This window comes from Rugamonas aquatica (genome assembly GCF_009380215.1).
Lineage (GTDB): Bacteria > Pseudomonadota > Gammaproteobacteria > Burkholderiales > Burkholderiaceae_D > Rugamonas > Rugamonas aquatica_B.
This window is the reverse complement of sequence record NZ_WHUG01000009.1, coordinates 183,365-204,830: the sequence shown is the minus strand read 5'-3', so window position 1 is coordinate 204,830 and position 21,466 is coordinate 183,365. Positions and strand designations below refer to the sequence as shown.

Annotated in this window: 23 protein-coding genes and 2 pseudogenes; 24 read left to right on the top strand and 1 reads right to left on the bottom strand. The window is 59.4% G+C overall.

The window, feature by feature from the left end:
• Positions 1 to 142: 142 nt before the first annotated feature.
• The 21 genes and pseudogenes from GEV02_RS21585 to GEV02_RS21480 form a co-directional block, all read left to right on the top strand.
• Positions 143 to 979 carry a hypothetical protein gene (locus GEV02_RS21585; protein WP_152840029.1) on the top strand — a complete coding sequence of 279 codons (837 nt, stop codon included), beginning with the start codon at positions 143 to 145 and terminating at the stop codon, positions 977 to 979.
• 55 nt (positions 980 to 1,034) lie between these two features.
• Entirely contained in the window at positions 1,035 to 1,319 is a 285-nt protein-coding gene (locus GEV02_RS21580; protein ID WP_152840028.1) for a hypothetical protein, read from the top strand.
• Positions 1,320 to 1,342: 23 nt separating this feature from the next.
• The gene (locus GEV02_RS21575; RefSeq protein ID WP_152840027.1) at positions 1,343 to 1,840 is read left to right on the top strand and encodes a SycD/LcrH family type III secretion system chaperone; all 498 of its coding nucleotides are present in this window, start codon (positions 1,343 to 1,345) and stop codon (positions 1,838 to 1,840) included.
• Positions 1,837 to 3,246 carry a hypothetical protein gene (locus tag GEV02_RS21570; protein ID WP_152840026.1) on the top strand — a complete coding sequence of 470 codons (1,410 nt, stop codon included), beginning with the start codon at positions 1,837 to 1,839 and terminating at the stop codon, positions 3,244 to 3,246. Before GEV02_RS21575 ends, GEV02_RS21570 begins: the two co-directional genes overlap by 4 nt.
• Before the next feature lie 59 nt (positions 3,247 to 3,305).
• The gene (gene sctB / locus GEV02_RS21565; protein ID WP_152840025.1) at positions 3,306 to 4,169 is read left to right on the top strand and encodes a type III secretion system translocon subunit SctB; all 864 of its coding nucleotides are present in this window, start codon (positions 3,306 to 3,308) and stop codon (positions 4,167 to 4,169) included.
• Positions 4,170 to 4,185: 16 nt separating this feature from the next.
• A complete protein-coding gene (locus GEV02_RS21560) occupies positions 4,186 to 4,656 on the top strand; it encodes a tetratricopeptide repeat protein (RefSeq protein ID WP_152840024.1) in 471 nt (156 codons plus the stop codon).
• 83 nt (positions 4,657 to 4,739) lie between these two features.
• Positions 4,740 to 5,192 carry a hypothetical protein gene (locus tag GEV02_RS21555; RefSeq protein WP_152840023.1) on the top strand — a complete coding sequence of 151 codons (453 nt, stop codon included), beginning with the start codon at positions 4,740 to 4,742 and terminating at the stop codon, positions 5,190 to 5,192.
• On the top strand, positions 5,192 to 5,533 hold the full coding sequence (gene sctI, locus GEV02_RS21550) for a type III secretion system inner rod subunit SctI (protein WP_152840022.1): 342 nt from the start codon (positions 5,192 to 5,194) through the stop codon (positions 5,531 to 5,533). The genes GEV02_RS21555 and sctI overlap by 1 nt, the downstream gene beginning before the upstream one ends.
• A gap of 2 nt (positions 5,534 to 5,535) precedes the next feature.
• Positions 5,536 to 6,303, top strand: coding sequence for a type III secretion system inner membrane ring lipoprotein SctJ (gene sctJ / locus GEV02_RS21545; RefSeq protein WP_152840021.1), 768 nt, complete (start codon positions 5,536 to 5,538; stop codon positions 6,301 to 6,303).
• Positions 6,296 to 6,928: a hypothetical protein gene (locus tag GEV02_RS21540; protein WP_152840020.1), complete on the top strand. Its 633-nt coding sequence runs from the start codon at positions 6,296 to 6,298 to the stop codon at positions 6,926 to 6,928. The genes sctJ and GEV02_RS21540 overlap by 8 nt, the downstream gene beginning before the upstream one ends.
• The gene (locus GEV02_RS21535; protein WP_152840019.1) at positions 6,895 to 7,518 is read left to right on the top strand and encodes an HrpE/YscL family type III secretion apparatus protein; all 624 of its coding nucleotides are present in this window, start codon (positions 6,895 to 6,897) and stop codon (positions 7,516 to 7,518) included. The genes GEV02_RS21540 and GEV02_RS21535 overlap by 34 nt, the downstream gene beginning before the upstream one ends.
• Positions 7,519 to 7,525: 7 nt before the next feature.
• Positions 7,526 to 8,851 (top strand): type III secretion system ATPase SctN, encoded by a 1,326-nt coding sequence (gene sctN / locus GEV02_RS21530; protein WP_152840018.1) that lies wholly within the window; start codon positions 7,526 to 7,528, stop codon positions 8,849 to 8,851.
• Between the two features lie 10 nt (positions 8,852 to 8,861).
• The gene (sctO, locus tag GEV02_RS21525) at positions 8,862 to 9,353 is read left to right on the top strand and encodes a type III secretion system stalk subunit SctO (protein WP_174999256.1); all 492 of its coding nucleotides are present in this window, start codon (positions 8,862 to 8,864) and stop codon (positions 9,351 to 9,353) included.
• The gene (locus GEV02_RS21520; RefSeq protein ID WP_152840016.1) at positions 9,343 to 10,104 is read left to right on the top strand and encodes a type III secretion HpaP family protein; all 762 of its coding nucleotides are present in this window, start codon (positions 9,343 to 9,345) and stop codon (positions 10,102 to 10,104) included. The genes sctO and GEV02_RS21520 overlap by 11 nt, the downstream gene beginning before the upstream one ends.
• A 92-nt stretch (positions 10,105 to 10,196) precedes the next feature.
• Positions 10,197 to 11,135 (top strand): type III secretion system cytoplasmic ring protein SctQ, encoded by a 939-nt coding sequence (gene sctQ / locus GEV02_RS21515; RefSeq protein WP_174999254.1) that lies wholly within the window; start codon positions 10,197 to 10,199, stop codon positions 11,133 to 11,135.
• A complete protein-coding gene (gene sctR / locus GEV02_RS21510) occupies positions 11,132 to 11,779 on the top strand; it encodes a type III secretion system export apparatus subunit SctR (RefSeq protein ID WP_328595883.1) in 648 nt (215 codons plus the stop codon). Before sctQ ends, sctR begins: the two co-directional genes overlap by 4 nt.
• 9 nt (positions 11,780 to 11,788) lie before the next feature.
• A complete protein-coding gene (sctS, locus tag GEV02_RS21505; protein ID WP_152840014.1) occupies positions 11,789 to 12,058 on the top strand; it encodes a type III secretion system export apparatus subunit SctS in 270 nt (89 codons plus the stop codon).
• On the top strand, positions 12,033 to 12,863 hold the full coding sequence (sctT, locus tag GEV02_RS21500; protein ID WP_235922873.1) for a type III secretion system export apparatus subunit SctT: 831 nt from the start codon (positions 12,033 to 12,035) through the stop codon (positions 12,861 to 12,863). The genes sctS and sctT overlap by 26 nt, the downstream gene beginning before the upstream one ends.
• Positions 12,860 to 13,921 (top strand): type III secretion system export apparatus subunit SctU, encoded by a 1,062-nt coding sequence (gene sctU / locus GEV02_RS21495; protein WP_328595882.1) that lies wholly within the window; start codon positions 12,860 to 12,862, stop codon positions 13,919 to 13,921. Before sctT ends, sctU begins: the two co-directional genes overlap by 4 nt.
• A 408-nt stretch (positions 13,922 to 14,329) precedes the next feature.
• A pseudogene (locus tag GEV02_RS33435) lies at positions 14,330 to 14,874 on the top strand (IS3 family transposase); the annotation flags it as partial.
• Positions 14,874 to 15,711: pseudogene (locus tag GEV02_RS21480) on the top strand (IS3 family transposase); the annotation flags it as partial. The pseudogenes GEV02_RS33435 and GEV02_RS21480, both read left to right, overlap by 1 nt.
• A 150-nt stretch (positions 15,712 to 15,861) precedes the next feature.
• On the opposite strand, the gene GEV02_RS21475 reads toward GEV02_RS21480, so the two are convergent.
• Complete coding sequence (locus GEV02_RS21475; RefSeq protein ID WP_152840010.1) at positions 15,862 to 17,964, bottom strand: hypothetical protein; 2,103 nt, start codon at positions 17,962 to 17,964, stop codon at positions 15,862 to 15,864.
• A 415-nt stretch (positions 17,965 to 18,379) separates the two neighbouring features.
• Here GEV02_RS21475 and GEV02_RS21470 point away from each other — a divergent pair, with 415 nt between their 5' ends.
• The 3 genes from GEV02_RS21470 to GEV02_RS21460 all read left to right on the top strand — a co-directional run bounded on the left by GEV02_RS21470 (position 18,380) and on the right by GEV02_RS21460 (position 21,357).
• Positions 18,380 to 18,889, top strand: coding sequence for a hypothetical protein (locus tag GEV02_RS21470; RefSeq protein ID WP_152840009.1), 510 nt, complete (start codon positions 18,380 to 18,382; stop codon positions 18,887 to 18,889).
• Positions 18,890 to 18,989: 100 nt separating this feature from the next.
• Positions 18,990 to 19,829, top strand: a complete 840-nt coding sequence (locus tag GEV02_RS21465; protein ID WP_152840008.1) for a hypothetical protein — start codon at positions 18,990 to 18,992, stop codon at positions 19,827 to 19,829.
• 109 nt (positions 19,830 to 19,938) lie between these two features.
• Entirely contained in the window at positions 19,939 to 21,357 is a 1,419-nt protein-coding gene (locus GEV02_RS21460) for a hypothetical protein (protein WP_152840007.1), read from the top strand.
• Positions 21,358 to 21,466: the final 109 nt, after the last annotated feature.

The following is a 21,466-nucleotide window of genomic DNA, read 5'->3' as shown; positions in this document are numbered from 1 at the left end:
TTTCAACGGTGGCGTGACTTAGCTTAGGCATGCGTCCAAGCCAGTCCAAGGCAGGACGATGCGGCACCCTTCATGCCGGAGCGTGTTTCCGTGCCGAAGACTGTTGATGCTTGTGGATTTTTTTTGAACTTTAGGAGTGCTTATGTCAGATCCAACTATCACCGGCGACAGCCGTTACGTGAATCTCAAACAGCAATGGGACGATAAAATCGCTAACTATTCTAAGGATGACCAGGCGGCGTATGATAAAGCTAAAGCGCGCTATACGGAGTTGTCCGGTCGCGATCCTGCAACCCTGACACCTGACGAGCAAAAGGAACTGCTGAACGTGCAGGGCCAGATGCAGCACTACCAGACGATGCTGGCAAACGACAAGGTGGAAATGGGGGTGATGACCAGCCAACGTGATACCGAGCTGGCCGACCTGGAAAAAGGCCTGGTCACCCTGCGCACTGGCGACACCATTTTGGCCGCTGTCGCGAAAGCTGCCGCCGGTGCGGTAAAACAAACCGATGGCATGGACGTCCTGATGGCCGCGGCGCTGGTGTATCGTGCCGCCATGGACAACTCGGGAGCTCAGCTGACCTTGCTGCGCAATGATCTGCAAAAGATCAACGCGGACCTAGCTGGGCTGACGGCGTTGCAGTCGGGTATCCACGATCAGCGTCCAAACGGCTCGGCCACCGACACCGCCAGTTTATCGGGCACGCTCATCGAACAGCTTAAAACGTACGGCATCAATCCCGACTACCTGGGGCAGCCGGATAAAAACGGTAACTATACCGTCTCGCAAGCGAACTTCGACAAGCTGAAGGAGGACATCAGTGGCCTGTCCGGCACCATGACCACCAAGCAGTCGACTGTGCTCGCCGATCTGCAGCGCTATAGCAACGAGTACCAGGTGCGTTCCGATACCAGCACTTCGCTGATGAAGTCCGAGAAGGATCTATTGTCATCCATTAACCGTAATCTCGGTTGAGTTCGGATAGCTGCCGGGGCTATCAACGCAGGACTATTTTATATGAGGAGGTCAGATGAGCGAGTACCGGAGTGCGGCGATCGCCGAAGGGTTGATGAAGGAGAGCGCCGCGGCGCTGGCGGAAAGCGCCTCCATGCTGGAGCGTCACGAGGCGCTGCACAAGGCGCTGGGTCTGGATCGCGCATCGCTTGAGCGGGCGTTGGGAGTGATGCCGCAGGAAAAGCGCGACCAGCTGCTACGCATCAGGGACATTTTCCTGTCGCGTGAGCCGCGCGTTTCGCCCAAGGGCAATGGCGCTTTACAGGCAAGGCGCGCGCAACTTTTGCATAAGATGCTGTAGCAGAATATCTTCGGGAGTCTAACATGCAAGCAAATATATCGGCCTCGGCCGAAGCAAGTGGACAGGTACTGGCCTTGGCCGGCTTCTTGGCGGAGCATGGCGGCACGCTGGCGCAAGGGCGCGGCATCGATCAGCGCGAACTGGAGGCGGCCTACGCACTGGCCTACAATCTGTACGGCCAGGCGCGCTGGGAAGACGCGCTGGCGATGTTTGATTTTCTGTGCGCGCATGACCATCTGCAACGCCGTTTTCATATCGGCCGTGCCGCCTGTCTGCAGATGCACAAGCAGTATGAGCGCGCCTTGGTGGCTTATGGCGTTGCGCATCTGATGGATGTGGACGATCCTGACGTGGGCTTGCGTATCGCCGAATGTCTGGCCGGGCTCGGGCGGCACGCGGACGCCAGGTTGGCGTTGGCCACGGTCGCGGTGCAGGTCGAAGGCAAGCCGGAGCATGATGCCGTCGGCCGCCGGGCACAGGCGCTGTTCGACTTGCTGGCACAGGTGGAGGCTTCGGCATGAACGGGCTCACCAACTTTGAACGGTTGACAGCGTTGGCAGTCAAGTACCCGGAAACCGGGCGCACTGCATCGCCAGGCGGTGTGGCGCAGCAGCGGCTGCTGCTTGAATTTCTGGGACAGGGCAATCCCGCCGGCACCCGGGCCGGCGGCGACGCGCCTGCGCTGGAGCAGCCGCAGGTCAACTATACCCCCGGCGATCTGGCGGTGATGATCAGCACGTTGCTCAGCAAGATCGGCGAGGTGCAAAACCGCGCCACGCGCACTGATATCAAACTGACCGACCAGCAAAAACGCGAGGCCCATGAAAGGGCCAGCGCGCAGATTCAGAAAATGGCGGAGAAAATCGCTGCCGCATCCAAGAAGGCCAAGGCCTTGGGTATTTTGGGTGTGGTCGGCAAAGTGTTTGGCTTGATCGCGGCGGTGGCCATGACCGTATTGACGGCAGGGGCGGCCTCACCGTTGCTGGCGGCCATGTCGTTCGCGCTGCTAGCCTATAGCGTCATCGATACCGGCTTGGCTGTGGCGAACGCCGTCGCTCAGCCATTGGGTGGGCCTGCGCTCAGCCTCGATGCATTGGGGCAGAAAATGTTTACTGCGCTGGCCGAGCTGCACGGCGACAGTCCGGAAGCGGCCGCCAAATTCGGACAGTGGATGATGTTCTCGGTGCAATTGGCGGTCGCCATTGCCGGGGTTGGCACCGGGGTTGGCGTCTACCGCGCCGGCGCCGCCGCCACGACCGCCGCCACTGTCGCCACGGCTGCGGCATCGACGGCGGCCACCACCGCCACTGCCGCAGCGGTCGAGGCGGCGGAAACCGCTGCGACGGCCGCGACGGCCGCGACGACGGCGGCCAGGGTGGCTGGCAACGCTGCCTTGAACGTCATACTGGACGCCACGGGCGGTCCGACCGCGCAGGCCGCTGCGGAGTTGGCGGCACAGGCGGCGGCACAGGCGGCGGCACAGGCAGCGGCCACTTCGACCGAGTTGACCAGCGCCGCGCAAGCCGCGGCGGAGGCGGCGGCCACGGCAGCGGAACAGGCGGCGACCGCCGCAGCGCAAGAGACTGGCATGGTGGTCCAGTTCAATGCCGGCCTCTCTTACCGCGCGGTGCAGGCTTCCGAGGTGGCGCAGGCTGGCGCCAATGGCGCCAATGGCGCCACGCTGATGGCTCAGGGCGGGGTCGGCATCGCGAAGGGATTTAACGACCGCGATGTGGCCGAGTCCAAGGCTGCGCAGCTGCGGGCCAACGCTCAGGCGATGGCGCTGACCGAGATACTGGCCGCGGCGCTGGACACCTTGAAACGGCAGGTCGAGCGTGATACGGACGGGCGTAAGGAGGTGGTCGGTTTGTTGCAGGGGGCTCGCGACAGTTATCTGGCTACGGCGCAAAGTATCAATGTTGTGTAAACCAGGATGCGCGTGCGCGGCGTCGCCGCGCGGCATCCTCTGAATGGAGTGGCAAACACATGAGTATGACAGTGAAGAATGATGGCGGCTTCAGCTTTCACCTGCCGCCTGTCGATGCCCTGGGCGGTGGCGGCGCCATCCTGGAACGAGGGGGCATTATCGGACCCAGCGGGTGGCGTATGTTGCACGCAGCCGATGGCACCTTGGTGTTGCCCCCTCCGACGAGCGCCGATGGAACGGGCTGCTGGCGCGATTTACAGCGGTCGATGACGCACGCCGAGCAGAATATGCCGTTTGACATGAGTCAGCTATTGCGCCTGCTTATTGAGTTTGCCTCCGCGCAGCAGGTGCAGGACCGCGAGAACCGCCAGCAGGACCTGGCGGCGAAGATCCATTCCCTGGACACGGCTGCGGACGAAGTATTGAATGCGGCGCAGCAGCGTTTCACTGGTGCATTGCTGGGCGGCCTGATGGCGGTAGGGGCGGGCGCCATCAATATTGCCGGTAGCGTGTCGGGGCTGCAGGCGATCAAAAGCGCCAGGACCAAGATCTTGGCCGATAGTATCGGACCGGCTGTGGAAGGGCGCGATCCTGCGCTCCTGCGTGATCCGGACTTCCAGATCCGACAATTCAACCAGCTGACGGCGACATCGCAAAGCGTCTCCCATCTGGCGCAGGGGGTGGGAGGGGGCGTGCAAGGCGTGGGCCAGATGGCGACCGGCGGCATGGAGCTGAGCGCGGGTGGGCATGACAAGAGCAAGCTGAAGGCGGATGAGGCTGCCGAGGTCAGCGAGGCGGCGCACGCGTCCGACAACGACATGCTGCAGCAGCATCTGGAGACGCAACGGGCGATAGCCGCCGCTGCCGCCGAGATTGAACAAGAACGTCACGCCACGGCGAAGAGCCAGGCGCAGGCCGTTTAAGCGGAAAGGGAGTGCCATGTCAGCAAGTGCAAACGCAGTGGCCGCCTTGCGCGCGGGCGTCGCCGCCAGCGCGGCGGCCAGCCGCTACAGCGACGGCGAACTAGAGCTTATCTACGGCTTGGCTTACCGCAGTTATCAACAGGGCGATTTCGCCCAAGCGGCCCGTTATTTCAGCTACTTGACGCTGTACCGTCCAACCGATGAACGCTTCCTGAAGGGGCTGGGCGGCAGTCAGTTCATGGGACGCCTGTTCAGTCAGGCGCTTGGTAGCTACGCGTTCCTGGTGCTGCTCGATCCGCAGGATGCCGAGGCGTTGTGCATGCACGGCTACAGCTTGCTGATGCTGGGTGAACGGCAGCAAGCCCGCGCCGCGCTGGCGCGCGCCGCCGGGCTGGGTGGTGGCCTGGCGCCGTTTGCACGCAAGGCCGCCGCGCTGCTCTTGCTGACCGAGCGGCAAGCGGAACCGGGCGATGCGCCGCCCGGGTGAGCGCCGGAGGGGGAACTTTTACCCTTCCGCGGTTACTTAGAAGGAAGGGGATGTTGTCGACGTTGCCCAATAAAGGAGTTGCTATGCAGACAGCCAACAATAGTGTGTCCTTGGTGGGGGGGGGCGGCGGGGTGGTGGACCCGTTGTCGGCAGGCGAGGTGCGTTTTCTGGTTGGACTGGCGTTTGCTGCCGCCCTGCGGGGGCAGTGCGAGTTGGCGCTGCAGTTGTTTGATGCGTTGGGGCGCTTGCGTCCCAACGCCAGTTTTGCATTGTTGGGGCAGGCAGTGGCGTTATTGGCTGTCGGTCACTTTGGCGAGGCCGTGGCGGCGCTTGAACAGGCGCAGCTGGCATGGCCCGATGACGAAGCCGTACAGGCTGTGCTGGGTCTGGCGCTGCAGCGGGCCTGCCGGCATGCGCAAGCGCAGCGCGTGCTGTCGCCCTTGGCCGCCGCAGCACGCGATGGCGCCGTGCGCTACGCAGCACGCGACTTACTTGAAACGACCGGCTCCAGTCGGGTAGTGAACGGAGGAATGTGATGAAAGTGCAAAATATGGCAGGGGCGCCAGGTGGCGTGAGCTTGCTGCCGGCCGAGCCGCCGGCCGCCGCGGTCGGACTGTTTGAACAGCTGATCGCGTCGGCTGAGAGCGGGCCGCCCGGGATGGGGCAGGCGCTGCTGCAAGGACTCGATGGCCTACATCGCCGCCTGGAGGCGGACTGGAGCACGGTACAGGCGCTGGGAACGGCGGGCCAGCCGTCCGCCGTGGAGTTGCTGCAGGCTCAGTTGAAGATCGTGGGCGCCTCCTTTCAATGTGATTTGCTGGCCAAGGTGGTGGCGAAATCCGAGCAGAATGTCGAGCAGCTCGTCAAGATGCAGTAGCCATGAAATCATCCATTTTCCGTTCTTTAGTGTGCAGTGCCGCGCTGGCAATACTGCTGTCGGCGTGCAGCGCCCGGGTCGAGCTGTTGGCCCAGGTCAGCGAGGATCAGGCCAACGACGTGCTGGCGGCCTTGATCAATCGCGGCATCAGCGCCGAAAAGCAGGCCGGCAAGGAAGGTCTGGTGTCGGTGCGTGTCGCGCAGACCCAGGTGGCCGAGGCGATCGGCATCATGCGCAGCCAGGGGTTGCCGCATCCGGCACATGCCCGCATGGGCGAGGTGTTTAAAAAGGAAGGCTTGATTTCGTCGCCGTTGGAGGAGCGTGCCCGCATGGTCTACGCCCTGTCGCAGGAGCTGGCCGGCACCATTTCACATATCGACGGCGTGATTACGGCCGAGGTGCATGTGGTGCTGCCCGAGCGGGCCGGATTCGGTGAGGCGGGCAATGCCTCGTCGGCGGCGGTATTTATCAAGCATCAGGATACGGTTGACATGAAGCCGGTGGTGCCGCAGATCCGTCGTCTGGTGGCCAACAGTATTTCCGGACTGGACTATGACAAGGTGTCGGTGGTGCTAGTGGCTGCGGCACCGGCGGCCGAGGCGGGCGGCGCGCCGGCCGAGGCGGCCGCCTCGGCCAATGAGTCGGTGCTGGGATTGGAGGTCGCCAGCGGCTCCGCCGGCCGTCTGCGTCTGTTGTTGATGGCGTTGGCGCTGGCGGGGCTCGGTGGCGCCGCCAGCGCCGCGCTGCTGTGGTGGCGGAGCCGTGCCTGACTGGGCGGCACCGGCAGCGCCGGAGGTGGTGCTCACCGCTGAGCTGGTGCGGCGCGAGGGGCGGTTGTGGCCATGGATCGCCCGTTTTTTGTGGGCGCCTGCGCTGGACCTGCACCCCGAGCGGCGAGCGGCACTATTGCCTGGCTGGCCGGAGGCGCTGTGGCGTGAGCCGGCCTCGTTGGAACATCTGTCGCGACACCTGCTGGCCAGCGCCGAACCGCTGCCGGCGTGGCACAGCGGTGCCAGCGCTTTCCGCTTGGCGTTGTTGCCGCAGCCCCCGTTGGCCCTGTTAGCCCGCAGGCTGGAGCTGGCCTTGCGGGGAGGGGGCAGCGACCTGAACGATGACGACGCCCGCTTTTTGATGGAACGTGCGCCCTTGTACTGGCGGCCGCGTCCGGATGCTGGCGGCGTGGCCGGCACGGCAGGTTGGGCCGCGTTGCGCGCCGCGCTGGCGGGGCAGCCCGCCGCGGTGCGCACCCGCTTTGACTGGAAGACACCGCCCATCGCCATGCAGGCCGATGGGGCCAACGATGGCGATAGCGATGCGCTGCTGGCGCTGACGCTGCGTATTTTGAGAGAGTTTGAAGAGCCATGGTCTTGTTTGTTCGTCACACCGATAAGCTAGCGGCGCCGGATCCGTCAGCACCGCTGTTGCCGGCTGCCGCCCACCTGCAGTATGTGCGGGCCGAGGCGCTGCTGGCCGCCGCCCAGGCCGAGGCGACTGCCGTGCTGGCGGCGGCGGCCGCCGAGCGCGAAGACGAGCGCCGCCGTGGCTACGAGGAAGGCGTCATGCAAGCTCGCGCCGAGGCGGCTGAGCAGATGTTGAGCAATGTGGCCCGCACCATTGACTATTTCGCCGGCGTAGAAGGACGGATGACCGAGCTAGTGTTGCAGGCAATGCGACGCCTGGTCGCCGACTATAGCGACCGCGAGCGCGCCACCATCGTGGTCCGCGGCGCCTTGGCAGCGGTGCGCAGCCAGAAACACGTGACGTTGCGGGTGGCGGCCGAGCGGCTCGATGTGTTGCGCGATGCGCTAGATGGCATTCTGGCCGAATTCACCGGCATCGGCTACGTCGATCTGCAGGCCGACACGCGCTTGCGCGGCGATGCCTGCGTGGTGGAGACCGAGATCGGCGTGGTCGAGGCATCGCTTGAGGCCCAGATCGAGGCCCTGCGTCGCGCCTTTGCACATGTGTTCGGCAAACGCTGCTAGGAGAACCATGCATCAATTCCATTACATTGCCGAGTTGATGGGCCTGGCTATGCAGGAGGCGCCCACGCTGATCGTGCGCGGCCGCGTCACCCAAGTGGTGGGCACCATTATCCGGGCGGTGGTGCCGTCGGTGAGCATAGGCGAGATCTGCCTGCTGCGCAATCCGGGCGAGCACACAGAGATACAGGCCGAAGTGGTCGGATTTGCCCGCGATGCGGCGTTACTCACACCGCTTGGCGACATGCACGGCATCTCCAATGCCACCGAAGTGATCCCCACCGGACGGTCGCACATGGTGGCGGTCGGCCCGGGACTGCTGGGGCGCGTGCTCGACGGACTGGGGCGCCCGCTGGATCGGGACACCTGCGGGCCGCTGGAGACCGAGGGCCATTATCCGGTGTTTGCCGAGGCGCCGGATCCGCTCAAGCGACGCCTGATCGCCGAGCCACTGGCGCTGGGCGTGCGCGCCATCGACGCCGTGCTGACCTGCGGAGAGGGCCAGCGCATGGGCATCTTTGCGGCGGCTGGCGGTGGCAAGTCGACGCTGATGGGCATGCTTGTTAAGGGCGCCGAAGTCGACGTGACGGTGGTGGCGCTGATCGGTGAGCGTGGCCGTGAGGTGCGCGAATTTCTTGAACACGAACTGGGCGAGGACGGCCGGGCCAAGGCCGTGATTGTTTGTGCCACATCGGACAAGTCGTCGATGGAGCGAGCCAAGGCGGCTTACGTGGCCACGGCGATCGCCGAATACTTCCGTGACCAGGGCAAGCGGGTCTTGTTCCTGATGGACTCGGTGACGCGGTTTGCGCGCGCGTTGCGTGAAATCGGCTTGGCCGCTGGCGAACCGCCGACCCGGCGCGGCTATCCGCCCAGCGTGTTTGCCACGCTGCCCAAGTTAATGGAGCGGGGGGGCATGAATGAGCGCGGCTCGATAACGGCTTTTTACACGGTGCTGGTCGAGGGCGACGATATGAGCGAGCCGGTGGCCGACGAGACACGCTCGATTTTGGACGGGCACATCGTACTTTCGCGCAAACTGGCCGCGGCCAACCACTACCCTGCCATTGATGTGCTGGCCTCGACCAGCCGTGTCATGAACGCCGTGGTCGATGAGCAGCACCGCGCCGATGCTGGCCGCCTGCGCGAACTGATGGCCAAATATGCAGAGGTCGAGCTGCTGGTCAAGATTGGCGAATACCAGCGCGGTGCCGACGCCGGCACCGACGAGGCGATCGACAAGGCCGACGAGGTGCGCGCTTTTCTGCGTCAGGGCACCGGTGAGTCGGCGCCGTACGAGGAAACGCTTTCCGCGCTGACGATGTTGACTGCCTGAGGCCATGGGGATGCTCGAACAAATCTTACGCGTCAAACGCCATCGCGAGGAAAAGGCTGAGATGGCCGTCGCCAGCGGCCGGTCGGTACTGGCGGAGGCGGCGCGCCGCAGCGAGTTGGCTGGTGTTGCGTTGACGCAGTACCAGCAGTGGAGCGCACAGCGTGAGCGCAGCATGTACGCCGACCTGTGTCAACGAGTGGTCGCTCCGCGTGAGCTTCAGTGGCTGCGCGAAGATGTCGCTTCGCTGCGCGAGACGGAGCGCGAAAAACAGGAGTTGCTGGCGAAGGCCGAGCTGCAGCGTGAGCAGGCCGAGGATGATTTGCGGGAAGCGCGCAACCGGCTCGCGCTTGCGGTGCGGACACGACAGAAATTTATCGAGTTGGTCGCGGCCGAAGATGATCTGCTGCGACATGAAAGTGAGCGTGGTGACGAAATCGAAACGGATGACAACCACGTCGCAGGACGCGAGCGGGACAATTGGAGGGAACACGATGAACCATAACACTTGGTGGCGATCCGAGGCGGTGGGAGGGATGCCAGCGGTGCGTTCCGGTCCGGCGCCTGCCGCCGGCTCCGACGTCGCCCGTTTTGGCGCTACGCTGGCGGGCAGCACGGCGTGCGATGGGGCGATGGATGGCGCCGGGCTGGCCTCGGCGCGTAGCGCGGAGCCCCCGTGCGAAGCCGCCGATGCGGCGCCGAGCAAGCCGGGCAGGGATGCCGAAGCGCAGGGCAGGGGGACGACGCGGGACGGCGGCACGGGTGCGCCGAACGGCGCCGGGCGGCGCCGCTCCAGCCAGGATGAGCGCGGCAATCACCGTGACGGCCAGCATGGTGGTGAGCAGGCCGCGGCGGTGCCGGTGGCTGGACCGTTCGGCCTGTTTGCGGCGCCACTGGCTCCGGCCGCCGCGCCGGTCGCGCCCGAAGCGCCGCTGCCGCCATCCGCAGCAGCGACCGTGGCGGTCGTGGCGGCGGTGGCCGAACGTCTGCTGGTGGCGGCCAACGGCGCGCAGGAAGTGCATATCACCGTGCGTCCCGACGTGCTGCCGGGGGTCGATATCCGCCTGACGCGCGAAGACGGACGCTGGATCGTTGACTTCAACGTCAGCGATGCCGCCAGCCTCGCTGTGTTGCAAAGCGCCGGTGACGGCATCGCCACGACATTGGCGCGCCGCTTGCGCAGCGGCGTCGAGGTGAAACTGCAAGCGCTGGCCGGCACCCGCATTGCGCCGCGGCGCGAACGGGAGCCGCGGTGAGCGCGCGCGCCTATGACATGGCGGTGCTGGAAGCCGATGCCGCCGAGCAGTTAAACCTAGTCGCCGCGCGGCTGAGGGCTGGCAGCTTCGCATTGGGGGGCGCCCTCTGGCGCTACGGGTTGGCGCCGCTGGTCGGCGCTCCGACATGGCCGAGGCCGGCCTGCGTGCTGCGGGCGGAGTGGGGTGGCGCGGCATTGCGGCTGGTGGCGCCGCCGGCGCTGCTGGCGCTGCTCCACGCCCATCAGTTTCCCGATGCCGCGCTGGCCCAGCTGCCCGAGTCGCTGGCGCTGGCCGGTCTCGAACTGGCCTGGCGCGACTTGGCGCTGGCGGTCGAGAAGCTGAGCGGACGCAAGATGCGCCTGACCGGCATCGACCAGGCCGGGACTGAATTCGACGGCGTTGAACCGGCGGCCATACTGTGGTATGCGCTGGCGCTCGAGAGCGAGGCGGCCGGCGACGGTGTCCAGGCCTGGCTGGCACTGGACGTGTCAGCGCTTCCCTTGTTGGCATTGCTGGCGCGCCGTTTGCCGGCCCTGCCGTCGGCGGCGCTCGACCCAGCGATACCGCTGCGTCTGCGTTTGGAGCTGGGATCGCTGCGTTTGCGCGCCGCTGCGTTGCGGGGGCTGGCCGTGCACGATGTGCTGATGCCCGACAACGCCATCGATGCCGCGGCGCCGCAGCTGGTGCTGCGGGCCGGTGGCGATCACGTGTTGCGCGCGCGCCTGGAGACGCATGGCCTGGTGGTTGAATCTTTCCTGGAGAAAAGCATGAAGTCCGCAACACCTGAAATAGTCGACGGTGTCGACGCGCTGGAGATCAACCTGGATTTTGATCTGGGCGAAACAATCATCACGGTCGGCGAGCTGGCTGCGGTCGCTCCGGGCCAAGTGTTCCCTTTGGAGGCGCCTCCGGCCCGGCTGGTGACGATACGGGCAAATGGCGCCTGCTACGCCTACGGTGAGTTAGTGCGTATTGGCGAGCGGGTCGGTGTGCGCGTGCTGGCGTTGGCGCCGCGCGGAGACGCGCCGTGAGCGGCCCTGATCCTATGGTCCTGGCGTTCGCGCTGGCGCTGTTGGCGCTAGTGCCGATTATGATCGTGATGACGACATCCTTCGTCAAGATTGCCGTGGTGCTGTCACTGGTGCGTAACGCCATCGGTGTGCAACAGATCCCCCCCAATATGGCGCTCTATGGGCTGGCCGCGATTCTGTCGTTCTACGTCATGGCACCGGTTGGTCAGCACATGTACGACACGGTGCGCGCCGACCCCGCCGCCACCCATTCGGTGGAGCAGCTGGGGGCGGCGGTGTTGCGCGGCGCCGAGCCATTGCGGGGCTTCCTGGTCAAGCAGAGCCGGCCGCAACAGCGTGAGTTTTTCCTGCATACGGCACAGGAACTGTGGGGCGCGAAGATGGCCGCCGGACTGCAGCATGACCATTTTATCGTGCTGATACCGGCGTTTCTGGTGTCGGAGCTGACCGCCGCTTTTGAGATCGGCTTCCTGCTCTACCTGCCCTTCGTCGTCATCGATTTGATCGTATCGAATATCTTGCTGGCGATGGGCATGATGATGGTGTCGCCGGTGACGATTTCGCTGCCGCTCAAGCTGTTTCTGTTCGTCGCGGTGGATGGCTGGACACGCCTGATCCGCGGCCTGGTGCTGAGCTATGTTTAGGAGGGCGAGATGAGCGAAACGGATTTCGTCGGATACATGAACCAGGGACTGCTGTTGGTGCTGCTGCTGTCGATGCCCACCATCCTGGTGGCGTCGGTGGTCGGCGTGTTGTTCAGTCTGTTTCAGGCACTGACCCAGATCCAGGAACAAACGCTGTCCTTCGCTGTGAAACTTATCGCCGTCAGCGTGACGCTGATGCTGACGGTGCGCTGGGTCGGCGGCGAGATCCTGCACTACACGATACAGCTGTTTGATGCCTTCCCGTATGCAGGTCACTGAGGCGATGACATTGGTGTCCTCGGTGACCCAGTATGACGAGGCCAAGCTCTGGTTGGTGGCATTACTGTACTCTACCGTGCGTCTGCAGGCGGCTCTCGCCATCATCCCGCTGTTCAACAAGGCGGTGGTGCCGGCGCTGCTGCGCTCGGCGATAGGCGTGGCGCTGTCGCTGGTGTTGGTGCCGCCGTTGCGCCAGACCCTTGATGGCGTGCCCGAGACGTTCACACTGGTCGCCACGGTGCTCAAAGAGGGTTTCCTGGGGCTGCTGATCGGCTACGCGGTGGCCGTGCTGTTCTGGGCGATTGAGGGAGTTGGTTTTTTCATCGATAACCAGCGTGGCGCCAGCATCGCCAGCACACTCAATCCCTTGACGGGTAACGATACCTCACCGTTGGGCATGCTGTTCAACCAAGCCTTCATCGTATTCTTCTTGGTGTCCGGCGGTTTTCTGGTATTCCTCGGCATGCTGTATGACAGCTACCGACTGTGGCCGGTGATCAGTTATTTTCCGACGCTCGACGTCGGTGGCGTGGACGTCTTCGCCGATCTGTTCCAGCGCTTGGTGCGGTCGGCGGTGGTACTGTCATCGCCGGCGATCGTGGCGATGCTGTTGGCCGAGATCGGTTTGGCGCTGGTGAGCCGCTTCGCGCCCCAGTTGCAGGTGTTCTTTCTGGCCATGCCGGTCAAGAGTGCGGTGGCCTTCCTGGTGCTGGTGGTATATCTGCCCACGCTGTTTGGTTATATCCACGATGAAATCGGCGCGTTAGCCAGTATGCTCGACGTGCTGGGACGGGGGCTGCGGTGAGCGGAGAAAAGACTGAGCAGCCCACCAGTAAGAAGTTGCGGGATGCGCGCAAAAAAGGGCAAGTGGCGCACAGCAAGGACTTCACCCAGACGGTACTAACACTGGCCCTGTTTGTCTACCTGATCAGCGCGGCCCGTTCCTTGGCCGAGGATTTGACGTCGCTGCTGTTGTTGCCGATGGCGTTGATCGGGCGGCCGTTCGGCGAGGGACTGGATGCGGTGCTGTGGCCGGCCATGAAGGCCGGCTGCATGTTGTTGCTCCCCTTTCTTGGTATCGTGTTGGGTGTTGGTGTGCTGGTCGAGACGCTGCAAGTTGGGGGAGTGTTGGCGTTCGAAGCCATCAAGCCGAGCGGGAAGAAGTTGAACGTGGTAGCCAACACCAAGAACATATTCTCCAAAAAGAATCTGGTCGAATTCCTCAAGAACTGTCTGAAGGTGGTGGTATTGTGCGCGGTACTGTACTCGGTCATACGCGACGAACTGGCGCATTTGCTAACGCTGCCGCTGGCAGGACTAGACGGCGTCGGTGCCGCCATCACCAGCTTGCTAAAGGCGGTGATGCTCAATGTGGCGGCTGCGTATGCGGTGCTAGCGCTGGCTGATCTGGCTTGGCAGAGGTATAGCCATACGAAGGAATTAATGATGACGAAGGACGAGGTCAAGCGGGAACACAAGGAGTCGGAAGGGGATCCCCATATCAAGGACACGCGCAAGCAACTTCATCGGGAGCTGTTGTCGGGCGCAGTGGAAAAGAGCCGTCAGGCCAGCGTGCTGATCACCAATCCGACGCACGTGGCAGTGGCTTTGCGTTACGAGCGCGGTGCGACGCCCTTGCCGCTGGTGCTGGCCATGGGCACAGACGAGATAGCGCATCGGATGATCGCCGCCGCACGTGCGGCGGGGGTGCCGGTGATGCAAAATGTACCGCTGGCGCGGGCCTTGCTGGCCCAAGGCGTTGTTGACCAATATATCCCGTCAGCGTTGGTAGCGCCGGTGGCCGAAGTGCTGCGCTTGGTAGAACAACTCGCCCGCGGCGAGTGGAGTGAGCCCTCGGCGTAAGCAAAAGTGGACATCGAATCTGCGATGGTGGTCTGAGCTTTAGAGCGATGACAGCAAATGGATGACGGTGAACAGCACGGGGACATCCGGTCAGTTCCCCGCCAGCGCAGACGATAGGCTGCACTTCGAGGGTGAAGGCTGCTGGGATCGTGGTGATTCAGGCCGTAAAACAACCAACCAATCGGCTTGTTTAGCCTCGCCGCCTCGGCGGCTGTTATGTTTTTATCGCGCGGCCCCAATCATAGGTAATTCGGGCTTCCCTCCAAACAATGTTGCTGCGATGGTTATAGATAGCTCGCCATGCATGGCAGCAAAGCATTCTCATTTATCTAGCAATTGGGAACTCATGAAAACGACAAGAAATCAGCGGAGTAAGTTATCCCAGGCTCCGTTCTAGCTGGAAGGGAGCGGCTTGGCGTCAGTATCTACAGCATCTATGCATGGACAAAGCGGCATGGCGTGCCCGAAATTGAACGCAAGGCCCAGGACGCCCGGTCCGACGAGATGCAGCGGCTGAAGGCCGAATTAAAGCGCGTTACCGAGGAGCGCGACATCTTGAAAAAGGGCGCGGTGTACTTTGCCAAAACGTCCTGGTAAGCTACGTCTTCATTCAGGCAGTACAGGACGAATTTCCGGTGCGGCGCTTGTGCAAGATGGTGGGTGTTCATCCCAGTGGGTTCTACGCGTGGTGCGTTCAGCCTGAAAGCAAGCGAGCCAAGGAAGAGAGGCGTCTGCTCGGTCACATTAAGCAGTCATGGCTGGAAAGCGGCGCGGTTTACCACTACCCGAAGGTATCGGACGACCTGCGCGACTTGGGTGAGCGATGCGGCATCAATCGCATTCACCGCATTATGCGCTTAGTTGGCCTGCGTTCGCAGACCGGATACGGCAAGCGCAAGTGGAAAGGCGGCGGCGTGCCATCGGTGGTGGTTCCGAATCATCTGCAACGACAAATCGCAGGATATGGCCCACGCGCACCATGTGCTGCCTGTTCGGCGTGTCCACCAGCGGTTTCTGCGACTGGCTCTACCGACCGATGAGCCAGCACGAGCGTGGGAACGCTCAGTTGGTGCAGGCCATCAAGCACAGGCACGAAGCCAGCGATGGTACATACGGCTCTCCACGGATAGTGCGAGATCTTATGGATGCTGGCTTTGCTTGCAGTGAGAATCGCTTGGCCCGGTTGATGAAGATCGCTGGTATCAAGGCACGACACCAGCGCCGCCGCCCTCCCGGGGCAGCTTGAAGCGGCAGTACACGCAATTGCGCCGAATCTGTTGGACCGCCAGTTTGAAGCAACTGGGCCGAATCAGAAATGGGCGGCCGACTTCACTTATGTCTGGACTGGCGAAGGCTGGTTGTCCGTCGCAGTCGTTCTCGATTTGTATTCGCGCTGCGTCGTGGGCTGGTCGATGCAACCGACGATGACGGCGCAGCCGGTGATGGATGCATTGTTGATGGCGGTCTTTCGTCGAGGACGCCCCAAAGCCGTGCTGCATCATTCCGACCAAGGCGCTCAATACAGCAGCGAGGACTTCCAGCGTTTGCTTGAGTCCCACGGCATCACATGCAGCATGAGCCGCCGTGGAAACTGCTGGGACAACGCCGCAGTGGAGAGCTTCTTCTCGACGCTCAAGATCGAACGCCTGAGCAAAAAGCACTATCGGACAAGAGATGATTTACGTGCGGACGTGTTCGACTACATAGAAAGGTTTTACAATCCACGTCGACGCCATTCCACCATCGGCTATCTCAGCCCAGTACAGTTTGAAAATCTAAAATGCGCCTAGCGGAAGTGTCCGCGACGTTGGGGGAAGGCCAGAGGAAGGCCAAGCAGACTCGTGGCGATTTAGCTGAATGTGACCTGACAGTCGCAGGCTTCAACCCGGGTAACTGTCAGATCAAGTCGCAATCATTACCTCTTAAGACTGTGGGTAGAACTACTGCACAACGTAGTCAAACGTTACCATCCCGTTGCCAGATGAGTAATGGCGATAGAGCTCCATTGCTTTGGGATCATTAAAAACCGTGAAGACGATCTTCAATTTAGACGCTGGATACTTCCGAATGAAGGACTTAGCGGCGTGGACTGCGATTTCGACGCAGTGGATTTTGTTGCCGTTGAGCGAAGGAAGATTGAGCCCAACCATTGGTAGCGCTATGTAGTCAAGATCTTTTGAGTGCTCCAAGGTTTCCATATACATATTGAAAAACCCTTTGGGCTGATTAACCGGAGGGGAAAGGACTTCTATCCTATTAACGCCATGGGACGTAACCATGTCGTGCGCTCCGCATGTTATCGCGTAGCCTCTGCCTTCCGTTGCGGAGTAGGGGTTATCATCAAACTCAACTACCCCTCCTGTTTTGGGGACGCCATAGTTATTGTACAGCTCCATCTGCAGCCCTGCTCCGGTCGCATTCACAACCGAGGTCGCCAACGGAAATCCGGAGCTCAAATCCAGGTCGCCGTAGTGTGTACATGCGATAGCCGCAGTTTCGTCGGGACCTGCTCTTAAGTCGGTGATGGCGCCAGCGTATAGATGGAGTCGATTATTGCAACCCGGTCCCGTCATTTTTTCGGTCTGTGAGAAGTTTGTTTTCGGCGCGCGTTGTTCTTTGTTTCGTGGCCCCAGCGTTGATGGCGGAAGCTTATCGAGTTTTTTTCCTTCAAACAGCACGCCCCTTACGTCATCAAGAGTGTATTGCTTGACTCCTGCGCGCATACGGGGGTGTGACACGTTACCTATCGGCGAATCGCTTTTCGCCGTTACAGCCGGCACGGTTGGATGGTCGGCACGACTGGTGGCGATCTGCTTTTTGTATGCTTCCACCGCTTGCTTATCGTTGTATATCACAAAGATGATTTTTAGTTTGGAAGTCGGATGCCTGCGAATGAATTCCTTCGCAACCTTGGTAGCAATGGCCGCGCTGATTTCTTTTCCTTGAGGGCCATTTAGCAGGGGGTGGGACATGCCAGCCATTGGCAGCGCGATGTAATCCATATCTTTGGAATGGATTAATGCCTCTCGATACATATTTTCCAACCCAGCCGGATTGTGCATGGGCACGGTGAGCAACTCGATGGCCTTAACGTGATGCGTAGTAGCCATGTCGTGTGAGTCGCAGGTAATCGCGTAGCCCCTGTTTTCCGTCTTCGCGTAATCTTTATTGTCAAGAGCATATTGAGGTTGCTGCATCACGCCTGGCACACCGTAAGTGTTATATAGCTGCGCTTGCAGGCCGGGGCCTGCGGCATTCACCACCGCTTTGGCCACAGCGAAGCCGCAGCCGAGCAGAAGGTCGCCATTGTTTGAGCAGGCGACCGCCGCTTTTTCGTCCGGATTCGCCTGCAAGTCGGTGATGCCTCCTTCGTACACCCCCATTCGACCAGAAAATTCTGGATCATCGGACGGCTGCATTGCAACGGTTGAAAAATAGGCGCTAGTTTTCGGCGCGTATTTTTCCTGTTCGCGCGCGTGCAACTGGGATTTAGGTAGCTTGGGGTGATGTGAGTGGTTAAACAGCCAATCGTTGATTTCCTCCGTCGAAAAGTCACTAGCACGTTGTGAACTGTACGTATCAGCCGCCGCCGCGGTAGCTGAAGCGGGTGCGGTTGGCGATGGCACAGGCGCCGTCAGCCACTCGGGGGGGGGGCTGTTGCCAAGGATCGGCGACGGTAGTGTATCCACGTGTTTTGCAACCGCGGCCGCTACCGTCAGGGGCTTGTCTTGCGGCACAAACGGAGTAGCAGGCTGTGCACTGTTCGTCTTTGGCATTGCCACCATCATAGCTGAAGTGGGCGTTGATGGTGTGATCGCACCTGCCGTGGCCGGTGCTGTAGACGATACGGTCTTGTCGAGAAGTGTAGCGGTTGAGGAAGGAAAGGCATTTTTTTTATTAAAAAATGCTTTCAGGCGGGAGAAGAAGGCGCCAGATCCGGCGCCTGCTCGCCCCTTTAAGGAGTCGTTATGCCCATTTATCGAGGATGTCGAATTAGGGGAGTGTCGGAAAAAACGGGAAATGTTTGTGAAAAAATTAAACATAAGAATTTCTTTTTGTTGATTATTGACGACTGCAAACAGTAAGTAACGTGGGTAGGGATTATGTTCAAGGCTGGCCGTGACATTCTGGCCATGACCAATACGGTGCAGGCGTCGAGTTCAAAAAGATGCGTGCATACGGATGAAGAAATCGACTGCAGAATCACCTTATTTTGGCTATTAACAAGGACGCGTGGAATTCATGTGCATAAGATGCGAGCCTTGTGAAACGCGAAGCCAAAAGGCGGAGCGGGGAGAGGGACCTCGTTGCTGAAAGGTTAGTTGAATTGCGAATGAACAAAACACGCGATGCTGTTACTTATGCTTGCAAGCGGAGTATTTAGCATCAATGCGCCTCGGGAATGGCGCGTCATGCGTGTTTGCATATTAAAAATACAACCATCTATGAGGAGGTCAAATGTTGCCCATTGGTAGTTCCCCGCCCGCTCCAAGCCAGCGGGCAGCCGATACGAATGCCCGCACTCATGCCAAGCAGGCAAGGCAGGGGCTTTTTCATCGTGTGTTGCCCCAGGCTGCTGCGCAGCCTAAGCATGTCGCGCATCAAACCCCCGCCCCTATTTTGAGCTTTCGCAGTTGGGAATCGGCCGAGGCTTCGGAAGTGCAACGTGGAGGCCAAGTACGACGCGTCGGTTACCTGGTGAGAGGAATTGTAGTCCGGTGCCCGCGACCGATCAGTAGAGAGCTGCAACAACTGAATGGCGCGATTAAAGAATTACAAAAGTTGGGAGGGAAGCCCGAGACCTTAGTGTTGGGCTGCCTGAGTCGGGAAGTGAATAAAAAGCAACAGCCAGGCGAAACACTGCGGGTATTAGAGGCGGCGATAAAGGCGGTACCTGAATGCGACAAAATATTGCATTTTGTGCAGCAATTGATAAGGGAAAGAAGTGCTGCGTTGGGTGATGGATAGTCCCTTAGGCGCTGGGCGTTTGTGGTTGGGACTTGCTGCTTGCTGCTGGTACTACAGTCCGTCCGCAGAGCGTGTTCTGCGGATAATTTTGGAGAATACGATGTATATCTTGCGTGCTATTCATTCATTTAAGAGTGCGAGGAACACTGCTGGGGGGGGGATTCAGACTGCGTCCTTGCTCAGTTCCGCAGCCTCGGCGCCTCCTTCTCCTATTGGTGGGCGCAAACTGCCTTCTACTTTTGCTCGACTCAAGAAATCTTTAAGAGCCCGCGTAATGCCGGTGAAATTCGGTGCCACCGTAGAAACTGTTGCGGCCACTTTAAAAGGCGACTTCAAGGTACAAGCGGAATCGCCGGAAGGGCGGAAGCTGCTGATTGCACTGGACCGTGGGCTTCGGACGGCTAGCCGGAAAACCGCTGCGTCGACGCCTGGCGAATTGGCGCGAGCACTCAGTGGAAAGACGTTCGAGGAGCTATTCGCCATGGCCGCTAGTTGGCCTGCTGATGGGAAGTCTTCGCCCACGAAGCATCCCGTGAAGCACGCTATTCTTGTGGCGATAGAGTCCAAATTGCAGTCGACTTTAAAAACCGGAGCTGCTGCGTATGCCGCCATAACCTGTGCTCTTGCCAAGAGAGATATAGGCCAGGTTGCGGAGGCGCTGGAGGTGAACGGTGAGACTATCCGTGCTGCTTGGGAACAGCTGAGAAGTGCAACTGCACTCGCGTCTGTCGGGTTTACCACTACGGCGAGCAGTGAAGTTGTACGCGACATAGCCTTGCTTCTTAACGCCCCGGCGTTCAAATTGGGAAGTCAAACGTGCGAATGGAAGCGCTACCTTTCCGACCTGGAAAACTTCGAGAAAGATAATCCCGAAGAGTATAAAGAAATATTTGGAACATCAGCGAATGTAATGTCAGCGCCCTCTAATCCGTGGGAATAAATCAATTATTTTCAACCTCCGATGAAAAATATTCAATCCGGATATTCGGTCGTTTGCCGGTTTGCAGAGGTGGAAAGTCAGCAGTAGACCCATTAAGGCAGATAAAACTATGTTAAAGATATTTAAATCGTCAAATCAGGTTGTTGGTCATTCGATGCGAGGAGAAGTTGATAGTCCCCGCCCGAATTCACAACTGACGGCCAGTAAGGCAACAAGCAGTGGCATTTCCCATCGTTTATTTGGACCTAAGAATCTAAAAACCGAAAATACTTTGGCTGCTCGAAAGCCGTCAGTTTCCCCTCCTCCAAGTGAAGGGCGCTTATTGAGTACTCCGCGACCAACAGCTAATAAAAAATCTTCCAGAAAAATGTTTGGTCCGAAAGATCTTAAAAATTCCGTCAATAATAATATTATAAAAGATAAAAATGACATTGAATCATATCGAAAAATAATTAAAAATACAGTTAATATTGATGAATGGGGCGCAAAAGAATATGACGGGAAAATAGAAATATTCAATTTCGATTTCAAAGCAAGCTTCAGCGCAAGTCGTGCAGCTTTCGAAGCTGCTAATCCGTCAATGAAAAAATATCAATTCGAACTAAATAAGTTGAAATCGGAGGCGGCCGAGTTGAAGCAAAAAGAGAATATGCTTGGGAGCGAGATCGCTAAACTTAGAGGCTCCGATAAACCAGCCGATTTGAAGAAAACGAAGGAGTTGGCCGGGGAAAAAGACCGGGTATCGAAACAGCTCAAGTCAAAGAATGGAGAAATAATAAAGAAAGAAGCACGAATTTATGATAGAGAGGCACCGCTGCGGGCTCAAGACGCGCCAAAGCGTCAACAGCAAGAACTGCTGAAAAAATTGATCGCGAACATTAGAACCATTGAAACTGAAAAACATCCTTTTGAGAGGGATTTGTCTCCCGCAGTGGGTGAAGGACATCCGTATTTTGTTCCGGCAGTGCCTTTAAAGGCGAATAAGCGCCCTGATCTTGAATTGTGCACTTCCACAGAAATACTCTCGACTGAAGTTACTCTTAACAGGACATACGACCATGGAATCAAAAGGTACACCGAGTATCTCAAGACGCATCCCGAAGATAAAAATGCGACACAATTATTGGTGCATTTAAAGACACTGAAATCTTTTTCCGACAAGTTATTGAAAGATTTTATGACGATATTTCCGGCAGATACTGATGAAAAGCGAACTGCCTTGGCAGAGGCATTGTCGAAGTTGAACGACGATGAATTCATTGCTGCGTGCGTCGGGATGAATAATATACGTATACTAGAGGATAAAAATCCATTAAGTATCGAGAATACCTCGTCAGCGAACTCAACTGTTTCAATTTTACCTACCCAGCGTATTGTTCGATATAAATTACTCGCTGCCGAAGTATATAGAATTCACGAAAAAAATTGTAGAGAAACGAACGCTCCGCAAAATTCGGCATATGCGAAACTAGAAAATACAATGAGAGAAATTGCTCAAAAGGTGCAAGATGCTACAAATAAGATGTAAGGCCATCTCGAATAACCATCTTATTACACATTGATGTGACAAAAAGAGAGCTATGCATGACGATTTGAATAAGCTGCCGGTGCTATAGCAAATCATCTATAGCTGGGAA